Annotated in this window: 11 protein-coding genes and 1 tRNA gene; 6 read left to right on the forward strand and 6 right to left on the reverse strand. The window is 69.1% G+C overall.

Annotated elements, in window-relative coordinates; translation table 11 throughout:
- Positions 1-143 precede the first annotated feature (143 nt).
- A tRNA-Arg gene (locus tag AC0CH8_RS07840) sits at positions 144-220 on the forward strand.
- Between the two features lie 6 nt (positions 221-226).
- Here AC0CH8_RS07840 and AC0CH8_RS07845 read toward each other — a convergent pair.
- Both AC0CH8_RS07845 and AC0CH8_RS07850 read right to left on the reverse strand, forming a co-directional pair.
- Positions 227-1519 (reverse strand): sigma-54-dependent transcriptional regulator, encoded by a 1293-nt coding sequence (locus tag AC0CH8_RS07845; protein ID WP_465239394.1) that lies wholly within the window; start codon positions 1517-1519, stop codon positions 227-229.
- Positions 1516-3198 (reverse strand): sensor histidine kinase, encoded by a 1683-nt coding sequence (locus AC0CH8_RS07850; protein ID WP_465239395.1) that lies wholly within the window; start codon positions 3196-3198, stop codon positions 1516-1518. Before AC0CH8_RS07850 ends, AC0CH8_RS07845 begins: the two co-directional genes overlap by 4 nt.
- Here AC0CH8_RS07850 and AC0CH8_RS07855 point away from each other — a divergent pair.
- The 4 genes from AC0CH8_RS07855 (at position 3197) to AC0CH8_RS07870 (ending at position 7991) form a co-directional block, all read left to right on the forward strand.
- Positions 3197-3430 (forward strand): hypothetical protein, encoded by a 234-nt coding sequence (locus AC0CH8_RS07855; protein WP_465239396.1) that lies wholly within the window; start codon positions 3197-3199, stop codon positions 3428-3430. The two genes, AC0CH8_RS07850 and AC0CH8_RS07855, sit on opposite strands and share 2 nt — an antisense overlap.
- Positions 3431-3432: 2 nt before the next feature.
- Positions 3433-4761, forward strand: a complete 1329-nt coding sequence (locus AC0CH8_RS07860) for a dicarboxylate/amino acid:cation symporter (protein ID WP_465239397.1) — start codon at positions 3433-3435, stop codon at positions 4759-4761.
- A 64-nt stretch (positions 4762-4825) separates the two neighbouring features.
- Positions 4826-6343, forward strand: coding sequence for an alginate export family protein (locus tag AC0CH8_RS07865; protein ID WP_465239398.1), 1518 nt, complete (start codon positions 4826-4828; stop codon positions 6341-6343).
- A complete protein-coding gene (locus AC0CH8_RS07870) occupies positions 6297-7991 on the forward strand; it encodes an NAD-dependent malic enzyme (protein ID WP_465239399.1) in 1695 nt (564 codons plus the stop codon). Before AC0CH8_RS07865 ends, AC0CH8_RS07870 begins: the two co-directional genes overlap by 47 nt.
- A gap of 22 nt (positions 7992-8013) precedes the next feature.
- Here AC0CH8_RS07870 and AC0CH8_RS07875 read toward each other — a convergent pair whose 3' ends face one another.
- Together AC0CH8_RS07875 and AC0CH8_RS07880 are read right to left on the reverse strand one after the other, a co-directional pair.
- Positions 8014-9366 carry a sensor histidine kinase gene (locus tag AC0CH8_RS07875; RefSeq protein WP_465239400.1) on the reverse strand — a complete coding sequence of 451 codons (1353 nt, stop codon included), beginning with the start codon at positions 9364-9366 and terminating at the stop codon, positions 8014-8016.
- A complete protein-coding gene (locus AC0CH8_RS07880) occupies positions 9363-10028 on the reverse strand; it encodes a response regulator (protein WP_465239401.1) in 666 nt (221 codons plus the stop codon). Before AC0CH8_RS07880 ends, AC0CH8_RS07875 begins: the two co-directional genes overlap by 4 nt.
- A gap of 128 nt (positions 10029-10156) precedes the next feature.
- Here AC0CH8_RS07880 and AC0CH8_RS07885 point away from each other — a divergent pair, with 128 nt between their 5' ends.
- Positions 10157-10723 (forward strand): hypothetical protein, encoded by a 567-nt coding sequence (locus tag AC0CH8_RS07885; protein ID WP_465239402.1) that lies wholly within the window; start codon positions 10157-10159, stop codon positions 10721-10723.
- A 95-nt stretch (positions 10724-10818) separates the two neighbouring features.
- Here AC0CH8_RS07885 and AC0CH8_RS07890 read toward each other — a convergent pair whose 3' ends face one another.
- Together AC0CH8_RS07890 and AC0CH8_RS07895 are read right to left on the reverse strand one after the other, a co-directional pair.
- Positions 10819-11619, reverse strand: a complete 801-nt coding sequence (locus AC0CH8_RS07890; protein WP_465239403.1) for a hypothetical protein — start codon at positions 11617-11619, stop codon at positions 10819-10821.
- Between the two features lie 163 nt (positions 11620-11782).
- Positions 11783-12283: a hypothetical protein gene (locus AC0CH8_RS07895; RefSeq protein ID WP_465239404.1), complete on the reverse strand. Its 501-nt coding sequence runs from the start codon at positions 12281-12283 to the stop codon at positions 11783-11785.
- Positions 12284-12320: the final 37 nt, after the last annotated feature.

The raw sequence follows: 12320 nt of genomic DNA on the forward strand, positions 1-12320 counted from the left end.
CGATCACGATCCGCCGGCGGGGTCCCGGCGCCATGCAGGTGTCCGTAAACGTCGGGCTCCACGGGCCTCGGAAACGGCGCTGCCCGGGACGTTCAACTGAGTCTGGATTTTGGACGTCGCCGCGCGTATCTGCGGCCTCGCGTGGTTCCGTAGCTCAGCTGGACAGAGCGCCACTTTCCTAAAGTGGGCGTCGGGGGTTCGAGTCCCTCCGGGACCACCACTCCCCTTATCGCTCCACCCGCCGCCTGAGTGCATTCAGGTCGATGCCGTGGCGCTGGACCTTGTAATAGAAGGTCTTCCGCGGAAGACCGAGCCTGTCCATCGCCGCGCCTGCGTCGCCGCCCACGGCCAGCACCGCCTCCACGATCGCCTCGCGCTCGAACGCGGCGACACGGTCCGGCAGCGGGGCGGTGGAGGGCGGCAGGGTCGCCCCCGAGGCTTCGGCGTCGAGGCCGAGCACGAAGCGGTCGGCGAAATGTGCCAGTTCGCGCACGTTGCCGGGCCAGTCGTGCCGCGACAGGTGGTCGCGCGTGCCCTGCGTAAGAGCCGGCACCGGTCGCCGCAGCCGCGCCGCGGACAGGTCGACGAGGTGCGCGAACAGGAGCGGCACGTCCTCTCGCCGTTCCCGCAGGGGTGGCATCCGCAGGCGCACCGCCGCCAACCGGTAGAGCAGGGCAGGGGTGATCGCGTCGGACGCCCGCCGCGCCTCCTCGGCGGCCGTGGCGATCACGCGGATGTCGACCGGTGAGCCGCGGACGGAGCGTTCCTCGACCAACTGTACCAGCCGCGCCTGCAAGCCCGGCTGCGCGTGGTCGACATCGTCGAGGAACAGCGTGCCCCGGCTGGCTGCGACGACGCTGCCGTCGCCAACGCCGGCGAACAGTTCGCTTTCGAGCAGCGCGTCCGGTAACGCCGCGCAGGCGACCGCGAGGAACCGGTGGCGCGCGCGCTTGCCGGCGCGGTGGATCAGGCGGGCGAGCAGTTCCTTGCCGGTGCCCGTCTCCCCCTCGACCAGCAGGTCGATGTCGGCGTTGGCGAGCACCGGGATCATCTCCCGCAGGCGGACGATCGCGGGGGAGCGGCCGACCAAGCCCGACTCGTCCGCCTCGCTGGCCAGCGCGCGCAGGCGGCGGTTGTCGAGCGCCAGCGCACGGGCGGTGGCGGCGCGGGCGACGGCGGCGACGAGGGCGGCGGGATCGAAGGGCTTGGCGAGGAAATCCCATGCGCCCGCGTGCAAGGCATCGACCGCCATCGGCACGTCGGCATGGCCGGTGATGAGGATCACCGGCAGTTCCGGGTCGCGGGTACGCAATGTCTGGAACAGCTCGATGCCCGACATCATCGGCATGCGTACATCGGTGACGACGACGCCCGGATAGTCCGAGTCGATCGCCGCCAGCGCAGGGGCGGCGGCGGGGAAGGCATCGACCGCGAAGCCGCCGAGCGACAGCAATTGCGCGGTGGAGGCGCGCAGGTCCTCGTCATCCTCCACGAGGGCGACGCGGGGCGTTTCGGTCATGATGCGCGCCTCAGCTCGATCTCGAAACAGGCCCCCGCCGGGGTGGGGATCAACCGCAGCGTGCCGTCGAGGTCGGTCATGATGTCCTGCGAGATGACGAGGCCGAGGCCGAGGCCGCTCGGACGGCTGGTGACGAAAGGCGTGAAGATGCGGTCCGCCACGTCGGCGGCGATGCCGGGGCCGTTGTCGGTGACGCGCAGCCGCACGATGCCCGCCTCCACCGCCAGCGTCAGCGCGATTGCCGGGGCCGGGGTTTCCGCCAGCGCCTCGGTCGCGTTCTGGAGAAGGTTTACCAGCACCTGTTCCAGTCGGACGCGGCCGGCGATCACCAGCAGGCCGGGCGGGATCGTCGGCAGCGACAAGGCGATTCGCGACAGCCGCTCCTTCAGGATCAGGCGCGCACCGTCGATGACCTCCGCGAGCGGTACCGGCCCGATCGCGCCGGTCCGCTTGCGCGCGAACCCGCGCAGTTCGCTGGTCACGCTGCCGATCCGCTCGGTCAGGCGCGCGATGGCGTGGAGGTTGCCGCGCACCGCCTCCACATCGCCGCGATCGAGCAGTTGTTCGCCGCTGGCGGCGTAATTGCGGATCGCCGCGACCGGCTGCGCGGTTTCATGCGCGACGCTGGCGGTGATCTGGCCCAGCGCGGCGAGGCGGTTCGCCTGCCGCAATCCTTCGCGCAGGTCGTCGGCGCGGGCCTCGGCGGCGGCGCGTTCCTCGATCTCCCGGCTAAGATCGGCGGTGCGTTCGGCGACCGCGCTTTCCAGCGCCAGTGTCCGTTCGGTGCGGCGGCGACCCCGCTCCCGCAAGGCCCAGCCGATCGCGGCCACGACCAACGTCGCCAGCAGGGCCGCAATCTTCGCGATGCGGACGCCACCGGCGATCGGGCGAGTCGACTGGATGAGCGTGACGCGCCAGCCAGCGGGATTCGGTTCCGTCGTGACGGTGATGGTGCCGGACGGACGCGGCGGTGCCGGGAGTAGCGCCTTGACGAACAGGTCGGCACGCTCCGCCGCCGCCGCCGCGGGCGCGATCGGCCGCGTGGCGGCGAAGCGCCATGCCGGGCGGCTGGAGACGAGCACGATGCCGCTACGGTCGGTGACGTAGGTGATGCCACCCGCCGCGCGCCACTGTCGCTCGATCGCGTCGAATTCGAGCTTCACGACCACCACGCCGCCGGCGGCGCTGCGCCGGCTGAGATAGAGACCCGGCCGGCGGCTGACCGTGCCGAGCGCGAACTGCTCGCCCGCCCCGGTGCGCAGCGCGTCGCGATAATAGCGGCGGAAGCGATAGTCGTTGCCGACGAAGCTGCGCGGCTCCCGCCAGTTGCTCGCGGCGATGGCGCGGCCGTCGCGACCGACGAAATAGATGACGGCGGCGCCGGTGTCGGCCTTCAGCGCCTCCAGCTTGCGGTCGAGCGCGCGGGTGGCGGCGGGCGATCCGGCCAGCGCCGCGATGACGTCGCGGTCGTCGGACAAGGCCAGCGGCAACAGGCGGAAACGCGCGACTTCGCTCGCCAGCAAAGCCTGACGCAGGCGGGCGTCGGCGGCGGTGGTTGCGGTCAGCGTGGCCCGCGCGCGACGCTCCACGACCAAGCCGACGCCCCACGCCACCAACAGCCCCGCAAGCATCGCGGCGAGCAGCCAGCCGAAGCGGCGGCCGGGCAGGGGAACGACCATGATCGGCGTGTACGATGCGGTTCCGGACTGTGCAACATCTTGCACAACGCTGGTCGGCCCGGGCGAATATCGGCACGTTCGTCGCGATCCGGATTTCGTCAAGTGTTTGAAAACCAACGATATGGTATTTTCCGTGGCGGTGTTTGGCCGCAATCCTGATCCGGGTCAGTATCCGCGGGCATCGATCCGCCGCCAGAAGCCGGGGATGCCTGACGAGAGGATGAAAGGCTGACCATGAACATTTCCGACCTGCCGGCGCCCCCGGCTCCCAAGCCCTGGTATGCGCAACTGTACATCCAGGTGCTGATCGCGATCGCGGCGGGCGTGACGCTGGGCCATTTCGCACCGGCGACGGGCGAAGCGCTGAAGCCGATCGGCGATGCCTTCATCAAGCTGGTGAAGATGGTCATCGCCCCCGTCATCTTCCTGACGATCGTTACCGGCATCGCCGGCATGCGCGATCTGGCCGCGGTCGGCCGGGTCGCCGGCAAGGCGTTCATCTACTTCCTGTTCTTTTCCACGCTGGCGCTGATCGTCGGCCTGATCGTGGCGAACGTCGTTCAGCCGGGCGCGGGGTTGAACATCGATCCCGCGACGCTGGACACCACGAAAGTCAGCGAGTTCGCGGCGAAGGCGCACGACACGACGATCACCGGGTTCCTGACGGGCATCATCCCCGACACGTTCCTGTCGTCGATGACCGAGGGCAACATCCTCCAGGTGCTGTTCGTGTCGATCCTGTTCGGCGTCAGTCTGGCGCTGATCGGCGACCGCGGCAACAAGGTGCTCGACGTGCTGAACGACGTGTCGATCGCGTTCTTCAAGCTGGTGGGCATCGTCATGAAGGCGGCGCCGATCGGTGCGTTCGGCGCGATGGCGTTCACGATCGGCAAGTACGGCGTGGGCGCGCTCGCCAATCTCGCGATGCTGGTCGGCACCTTCTATTTGACGTCGCTGCTCTTCGTGATCGTCGTGCTCGGCCTCGTCGCGCGGATGTGCGGCTTCTCGATCTTCCGCCTGATCGCGTACCTGAAGGCCGAACTGCTGCTGGTGCTGGGCACCTCGTCGTCGGAGAGCGCGCTGCCGTCGCTGATCGAGAAGATGGAGCGGGCCGGTTGCCCCAAGTCGATCGTCGGTCTCGTCGTGCCGACCGGCTACAGCTTCAACCTGGACGGCACCAACATCTACATGACGCTGGCGGCGCTGTTCATCGCGCAGGCGTGCAACGTCGACCTGACGCTGGGTCAGCAGTTGTTGCTGCTGGGCGTGGCGATGCTGTCGTCCAAGGGTGCGGCGGGCGTGACCGGCGCGGGCTTCATCACGCTGGCCGCGACGCTGTCGATCGTGCCGACGGTGCCGGTCGCGGGCATGGCGCTGATCCTGGGCGTGGACCGGTTCATGAGCGAGTGCCGCAGCCTGACCAACTTCATCGGCAATGCGGTCGCGACGGTGGTGGTGTCGCGCTGGGAAGGCCAGCTCGACAGGACGCAGTTCGACGCGGCGCTGCGCGGCGAGTTGCCGCCGGTGGAAGACCTGCCGTCGGGGGTGGTCGCCGCGGAGTAAGCGGCCCCTTAACCTGCGCCATCTATCGCGCACCTGACAGCGACTTTCACCAGGAAGAATGACGATGACCAGATTTCGACGCACCCTTGGTGGTGCCACCCCCACGATCGCGCTTCTGCTCGCCGGCCCGGCACTCGCGCAGACCGTTCCGGCACCGCAGGGCCAGCCGATCGCGCCGAAGGAGCGTACCGATCCCACCGCGGCCGCGCCGCTGTCGGAATCCTATCCGGGGGAGGGCGCTGGCGACGGCGTCACCAACGGCGGCTACAACCAGTCGCGCTGGGTCGAGAACTGGACGCGCTTCCGCGACCCGAAGAAGCGGGACGACGTGCTCGACCGGCTGAAGTACATCCCGATCGACAGCGACGGCGACGTGTACCTGACGCTGTCCGGCGAGTTCCGCCTGCGCGTCAACGCCACCACCAACCCGAACCTGCGCGAGGCGGAGGCGCAGCGGCAGGATATCAACCGCATCGTCGGCGGCGCCGACCTGCATGTCGGCCCGCACTTCCGCGCGTATGGCGAGATCGCGCATGGCGGGCTGGCGGGCCAGAACCTGGGCAATGTCGCGGGCACGCTCCGCAACGATCTGGTCGTGCAGCAATCCTTCGTCGATGCCACGGCGCAGGTCGACGGGATCGATGTCGGCATCCGCTATGGTCGCCAGACCTTTGCCGATGGTCCGAACCTGATGGTCGTGCCCCGCGACAACAATACGATCTTCTTCGTCTATAACGGCGTTCGGGCGTGGACGCGCGGCAAGACGCTGCGCGCGGATGTCTTCGACTATCACACGACGGCGCTGGGGCTGGGCGGCACCAGCGACGACAATGTCGACAAGGCGCGGCGCTTCTCCGGCGTGTCGACCGGCGTCGTGCTGCCGACGTCGCTGTTCGGCGGATCGAAGCTGTACCTCGACCCCTTCGTCTGGCGGCTGCGCAACCGCAATGCGGTGTGGGGCCGGACCACCGCGCGCGAGGAACGCAGCTTCTACGGGGTGCATCTGTACGGCGATGCCGGCCCGGTGAATCTCGATTGGACGGTGAACTATCAGGGCGGCAGCTACAACGGCCGAACCCTGTCGGCGTGGCAGGTCTTCGCCGCGCAGACCTATCGTCTGGGCAAGGACCGGACCGCGCCGCGCATCGGCATCCACGCCGATTACGGCAGCGGCGGCGGTTCCTATGGGACGGGCACGTTGCGCACGGCGCTCGCGCCGTTCGGCAACAACATCTATTACAGCTATCAGCTGTTTGCGACGCCGACGAACTTCATCGCCGTCGCGCCGAACTTCACCTTCACCCCGCTGAAGGGCGTGCGTGCAACGGTCGAGTATCAATGGTCGTGGCGCGACGACGTGCGCGACGCGGTCTACCGCGCCAACGGCACCGCGTTCGCGGGCACGCAGAACGTCACCGCGCGCAAGATCGCGGACACCACGCGCGCACAGATCGTGTGGACGATCACCCCTCGCGTCTCGTTCACGGGGCGCTACGAGCATTTGCAGGCTGGGCCGTCGCTGACGCGTGCGGGCTATGCCAGTTCCGATTTCTTCGCCGGCTGGCTCAGCCTGCGCTTCTGACACCCACGGGAGACCCGACATCGCCCCCCACGCCCATGCCGCCGCACGTGCCCTGCTCGGCGACCCGCTGACCAACAAGGGTACGGCCTTTACGGAAGCCGAGCGCGACGTGCTCGGCCTGCATGGCCTGTTGCCGCCGCATGTCGGTACGCTCGACAGCCAGATCGCACGGCGGCGGCGGGCGCTGGAGGGGATGGCGGACGATTTCCATCGCTACGCCTTTCTGCGCGAGTTGCAGGATTCGAACGAGGTGCTGTTCCACGCGCTGGTGCAGCACGACCTGCCGCGCATGCTGCCGCTGGTCTATACGCCGACGGTGGGGGAGGGATGCGAGCGGTTCAGCGAGATCTGGCGGCGACCGCGCGGGCTGTTCCTGAGCTATCCCAATCGCGACAAGATCGCCGACATCCTCGCCGATCCCGCGCTCGACCGCGTGAAGGTGATCGTCGTCAGCGATGGCGAGCGTATCCTGGGTCTGGGCGATCAGGGCGCGGGCGGCATGGGCATCCCGATCGGCAAGCTGGCGCTCTACACCGCGTGCGCCGGCATCCATCCGGCGGAGGTGCTGCCGATCCTGCTCGATGTCGGCACCGACAATGCCGCGCGGCGCGACGATCCGCTATACGTCGGCTGGCGCAACCCGCGTATCCGTGGCGGCGATTACGACGCGTTCGTCGAAACCTTCGTCGAGGCCGTGGTCGAGCGCTTCCCCAACGTGCTGCTGCAATGGGAGGATTTCGCGGGCAAGAACGCGTACGACCTGCTGGAGCGGTATCGCGGCACGTTGCTGAGCTTCAACGACGATATTCAGGGAACGGCGGCGACCGCGACGGGCACGTTGCTCGCGGCGATCCGCCACACCGGCGTGCCGCTGACCGAGCAGCGCGTGGTGCTGTTCGGGGCCGGCGCGGCGGGCAGCGGCGTCGCCGAGATGCTGGTCCGGGCGATGATGGACGAGGGGCTCTCCGAGCAGGCGGCGCGGGCACGGTTGTGGGCGGTCGATCGCGACGGCCTGATCCTGTCCGACATTCCGCGCCTTCCTGACCAGCAGGTGAAGCTGGCGCGCGATGCCGCCGAAGTCGCGGGCTGGACGCTGAGCGGATCGCACCAGATCGGGCTGCTCGATACGGTCGTCAACGTCCGCCCGACCGTGCTGATCGGCGCGTCGGGTCAGATGGGCGCGTTCGGCGAGCCGGTGGTGCGTGCGATGGCGGCGGGATGCGAGCGGCCGGTGATCTTCCCGCTGTCCAACCCGATCTCCCGCGCGGAGGCGCACCCGGCGGACCTGCTGGCCTGGACCGACGGGCGAGCGCTGGTCGGCACCGGCAGCCCGTTCGGGGTGGAAGGCGTGACGCAGGTCAACAACGTCTACATCTTCCCCGGCGTCGGCCTCGGCGCGATCGCGGCCGGGGCGCTGGCGGTGACCGACGGGATGTTCATGGCGGCGGCGCGGGCGCTCGGGGAACTGGGCAGCATGGGCAATACCGCCGGGCTGCTGCCGCCGATCGACCGTCTGCGCGACGTGGCGCAGCACATCGCCTTGGTGGTGGCGCATCAGGCGGTCGAGGACGGCGTCGCAACGCTGGTGAAGTCGGTGCTGACGCCGGAGCATATCGCCGGCCTGATGTGGTCGGCGAGTTACGGCTGACGCAAGGGAACTCGACCGTCGGTCAACGCCCGCGCGCCAACGGCAGTTCGACCACGACTTCCAGCCCGACATGGCCGTTGCGGATCGCCAGCGTGCCGCCCGCGAGTTCCACCAGTTCGCGCGCGATCGGAATGCCGAAGCCGTGGCCATCGCCGCGTTCGTCGAGGCGCTGGCCGGGTCGTGCGACCTGCGCGAGGCGATCCGGGGGGATGCCGGGGCCGTCGTCGGCGACGACGATGTGAACCGTGCCCGTCGTGGCGGATGCACCGATGGTGACGTGAGTGCGGGCGTGCCGCCACGCATTGTCGATGAGGTTGCCGAGCGCCTCCTCCACGTCCTGCCGATCGGCGCGGACAGACAGGTCGTCGGCGATGAACGCCGTCGCGATGATGCTCCGGTCGGCGTGAATCCGCGCGAGGGCTGCGACGAGGTCGGCGACGACCGGCGCGAGGGGCACGTTGGCGCTGCTCGCGGCAGCGAGGCTGGCGGCTCGGGCGCGGCCGAGATGGTGGCGCACCTGTCCCTCGATCCGCGCGGCGTGCGCAGCGATCGGGCTGTCGTCCAGCCCGGCTGCGGCGATATCGAGGCGCAGCGCGGCGAGTGGCGTCTTCAGGCCGTGCGCCAGATTGGCGGTGTGGCCGCGGGCGCGCTCCAACGCCAACCGGTTGGCATCGATCAGCGCGTTGAGTTCCGCCAACATCGGCCGGAGTTCGGTCGGCTCGTCGACATCGATCCGCTCGCGTCGGCCGTCGCGTATCTCCGCCAGCATCGCCGCGATCTTGTCCAAGGGTTTGAGGCCGAGCCGCAACTGGACGAAGATCGCCAGCGCCAGCCCCACACCCAGCAGCAGCAGCGAGGTCGCGAGCGGCACGATCGCCTCTCGCAGCGGGCGTTCCACCACATCCCGCGGACCCGTCGCGGACACGGTGGCATCGCCGCGTGTCGTGGGGATGACGAGGGCGCGACCGTGTACCCGTTCGCCGTCGTCAGCGCGCGCTTCGAACGGCTGCGGACCGTCCGGACCGACACGATCCGGACCGTGATGCTCCCCACGCTGTCGCCTCAGCCGAAGCGGCGACATCGCGGAACGCGACGCGAGCGATCCGCCCGGCGCATCGATCCGCCACGTCCAGCCGCTGCCGGGACGATCGAACGGCGGCAGATCGACGGCGGCCAGAGGGGCGATGCTGCCGTCCGGGCGTATTGCGCGCGCGACGACGGCGATTTGCGCGTCCAGCCGCTCGTCCAGATTCTGCGTGACGAAGCGTTCCAGCACGTGCCCGATCGCGATGCCGGCGAATGCCAGCGCGATGACCAGCGCTGCACCGGCCGTCACCAGCAGGCGGCCCCTCAGGGACTTCGGCAGCAACGTCATGCCGCCCCGGCGGTCAGGCGATAGCCGCGGCCGCGTACCGTCTCTATCCGATCCGCGCCGATCTTCCGCCGCAGCCGGCCGATGATGACCTCCAGCGAGTTGGAGTCGACGTCGGCATCGCCCTCGTAGACGCGCTCCAGCAAATCGAGCCGCTCCACCACCACCTCGCGGCGCAGGATCAAGGCGGACAGGACGCGCCATTCGAACGCGGTCAGCTTCAGCGGCAAGCCGTCGAGTTCGAATTGGCCGGTCTGCGCATCGAACGCCAGCGCGCCGCAAGTGATCACGCTGGCAGCATGCCCCGCGGCACGGCGGACGAGTGCACGCAGTCGCATCACCAGTTCCTCGACGCGGAACGGCTTGGTCAGGTAATCGTCCGCACCCGCCTTGAAGCCCTGCACCTTTTCCGACCACGCATCGCGCGCCGTGAGGATCAGCACCGGTGCTGTCCGGCCCTCCCGCCGCCATTCCGCCAGCACCGACAGCCCGTCGCGTTTCGGCAAACCGAGGTCGAGGACGATCGCGTCATAGGTTTCGGTCGAGCCGAGATGCCCGCCATCCTCCCCGTCGGTGGCGACATCGACGGCGAAATGCTCGGCGCGCAACGCCCGCGCGATTGCCTCTGCCAGCGCCGTGTCGTCCTCCACCAGCAACACGCGCACACGCCGTCTCCCTCTCACTCTCGATAGGCGCGCTAGGCGCGGAGGCTAAACCGAAACTGAACCGCGCGGTTCAGCGTGGCGTGGCAGCGACGGCGTAGAAGCGGGGCATCAACCACGGAGAGTTCATCATGCCCCTTCCCACCTTCACCACCAAGACCCGTGCGGCGATCGCCGCGGTCGTCCTGCTCGCCGCGGGCGGCACGGCCGGTATCGTCGCGGGCCACGCCCTCGAACCCTCGATCGAGATGGCGCCGATGCGGCCGGTGCCGATCCGCAGCCTCGTCGCGTCGGATACGGGTGTCGTCACCGTCCGCGCCCGCGTCGCCGAAGTGTTCGGTAACAAGTTCATCGCCGACGACGGCACCGGTCGTGCGCTGGTCGACCTCGGCCGGGCCGGCGACGACAACGCGCTGGTGACCGCCGGCCAGACGGTGGGCGTGCAGGGCCGCTATGACCGGGGCATGCTGCGCGCATCGTTCCTGATCGACGGAGCCAACAAGGTGACGTCGCTGCGTCCAATGGGCCCGCCGCCGGGTCGTGGTCGCGGCCCGGGCGGCGGTCCGGAAGGGGGGCCGGATCACCGCGGACCGAAGGGACCGCACGGCGATGCGCCGCCGCCGCCGCCCGCGGGGGCAGCGCTGCCGGCTCCTGCCGGCGCTCCCGCAGCAGCGGCTCCTGCCGAGCCCGCCGCCTAGTCACCGGAGGCGCCACGCATGCCGGGTCAACCCCGGCATGCACCGCGCTGCGCCTCATCGCGCTGTCGAGCGGCCCGGCTCTGCCTCTTCGAATGTCAGTCGACAGCTTTCTGGGGGAACGCGCGGCTCCACCAGCGTCGGCCGACCCGATGCCACAGCAGCGCGAGCAACAGCAGCAGGATCAGCGGCGGCCCGAGATACGCCAGCAGCGTCAGCGCCGTTACCAACGTCCAGATGAGCGACGCGTAGCCCGCCTGTCCGGCCTCCTCTAACCGGGCGGTCAGGCCGACGCCCGTACCCGCCCGATAGGTGAAGCCGATCGGTGTCGTCGTGACGCTGGCCTGTGCGGAGACGGCGGCCTGATCCTCTACCCGCCGCGTTTCGATCAGGCTGGCGCGACGCGTGGTAAGGTCGCGACGGATAGCGACGGGCAGATCGGATCGGGCAAGCTGGCGGTCGACGTCCGCCAGATCGCTGCGCGCATCCGCCTTGCCCATCTGGGCCGCCGCGATGTCCCCGGCGGCATCGGTGCCGGTGATCTCGGCACCGGTCAGCGCGCCGCCGGCCTGCTCGATGGCCCTGACGCCCTCCCGACCCATTCTTCTGGCGATCGGACTGGCGACGCGGAGGTCGAGACTGGCGGAAACCTGCCCCGACGGGTCGACGCGATAGGTCATGCCGGTGATCCGGCAACGGCCTGGTCCCAACTGCTCGCAGGCGAGGGCATGGCCCTCCTGCGCGTCGGAGATCCGGGCACCGGGCAGCCGGAAGTCGTAACGATAGGCGAAGGCAACGCCGCCGGCGGACGTGGTGGCGTCGCCCGGAGCGCTGCCGTCCGGTGCCTTGCTGCACGACGCCAACGCCACGACCGCCAGCCCGACCCACAGATGCCGCATGACCTTGTCCTCCCCGACCCGATGTCAATGTCTACTCACGGGATAGGATTTTACGCAAGCGAATGCGGTGATGGGCCAGCCCGGGGAGGAACGCCGTCGGGCGGGCAGGGGGTTGAGGGCGGTTGGCTGCGTTGGTGTCTCTGGCGACGGCTCGCTGGAGCGCTCACGATGCCGGTGGTTTCGGCCCTGCCCTAGCGGCGGGGTCGGCGTTTCTCGAAACACCGATGTCGAAGAGGTAGCGGCGTCTCGCGTCCGTTCCCCGGTCGAATGATGCGAGTTTGTTTGCCTCGGCCTTCGTCAGGGTGAACTTGCGATAGCCCCTCGCCATCAGGCAGCGTTCGACGTCGCCGACCTGAATGGCGTGGACTTGCACCATTTTACGGGAGGGTTGCGTTCGCGCTACTGCGAAGGCCCGATTATCGTTGTCGATCGGTGAAGGCAGGTTCAGAAGCCGATCCGCGGTTTCGAAACCGCGGATGAACTGTTTGGCGGGTTTGTCGTTCGCGACATCCCTGAAATAACCGACCTTCGCGCACTCTACGCCGTCGGCCTGATACTGCGTGTAGCTACCGCCAGCCTTGGTCCAGCTTTGCGGAGCTTCACGCCTGGCTTCGGCGGCCGAGCAGATCAACGCAACAGCCGATACTAGCGGGAAATAGTTCATGCTTGCCGCTCACATCGGTTCGGGTGGGCTGAACCTA

Source organism: Sphingomonas sp. AC435 (assembly GCF_979253005.1).

What these genes read in the sequence shown, in the direction of transcription:
- AC0CH8_RS07845 (WP_465239394.1), bottom strand. Translation starts at nt 1,519, where the DNA reads ATGACCGAAACGCCCCGCGTCGCCCTCGTGGAGGATGACGAGGACCTG.
- AC0CH8_RS07855 (WP_465239396.1), top strand. Translation starts at nt 3,197, where the DNA reads ATGATCGGCGTGTACGATGCGGTTCCGGACTGTGCAACATCTTGCACA.
- AC0CH8_RS07850 (WP_465239395.1), bottom strand. Translation starts at nt 3,198, where the DNA reads ATGGTCGTTCCCCTGCCCGGCCGCCGCTTCGGCTGGCTGCTCGCCGCG.
- AC0CH8_RS07860 (WP_465239397.1), top strand. Translation starts at nt 3,433, where the DNA reads ATGAACATTTCCGACCTGCCGGCGCCCCCGGCTCCCAAGCCCTGGTAT.
- AC0CH8_RS07865 (WP_465239398.1), top strand. Translation starts at nt 4,826, where the DNA reads ATGACCAGATTTCGACGCACCCTTGGTGGTGCCACCCCCACGATCGCG.
- AC0CH8_RS07870 (WP_465239399.1), top strand. Translation starts at nt 6,297, where the DNA reads ATGCCAGTTCCGATTTCTTCGCCGGCTGGCTCAGCCTGCGCTTCTGAC.
- AC0CH8_RS07875 (WP_465239400.1), bottom strand. Translation starts at nt 9,366, where the DNA reads ATGACGTTGCTGCCGAAGTCCCTGAGGGGCCGCCTGCTGGTGACGGCC.
- AC0CH8_RS07885 (WP_465239402.1), top strand. Translation starts at nt 10,157, where the DNA reads ATGCCCCTTCCCACCTTCACCACCAAGACCCGTGCGGCGATCGCCGCG.
- AC0CH8_RS07890 (WP_465239403.1), bottom strand. Translation starts at nt 11,619, where the DNA reads ATGCGGCATCTGTGGGTCGGGCTGGCGGTCGTGGCGTTGGCGTCGTGC.
- AC0CH8_RS07895 (WP_465239404.1), bottom strand. Translation starts at nt 12,283, where the DNA reads ATGAACTATTTCCCGCTAGTATCGGCTGTTGCGTTGATCTGCTCGGCC.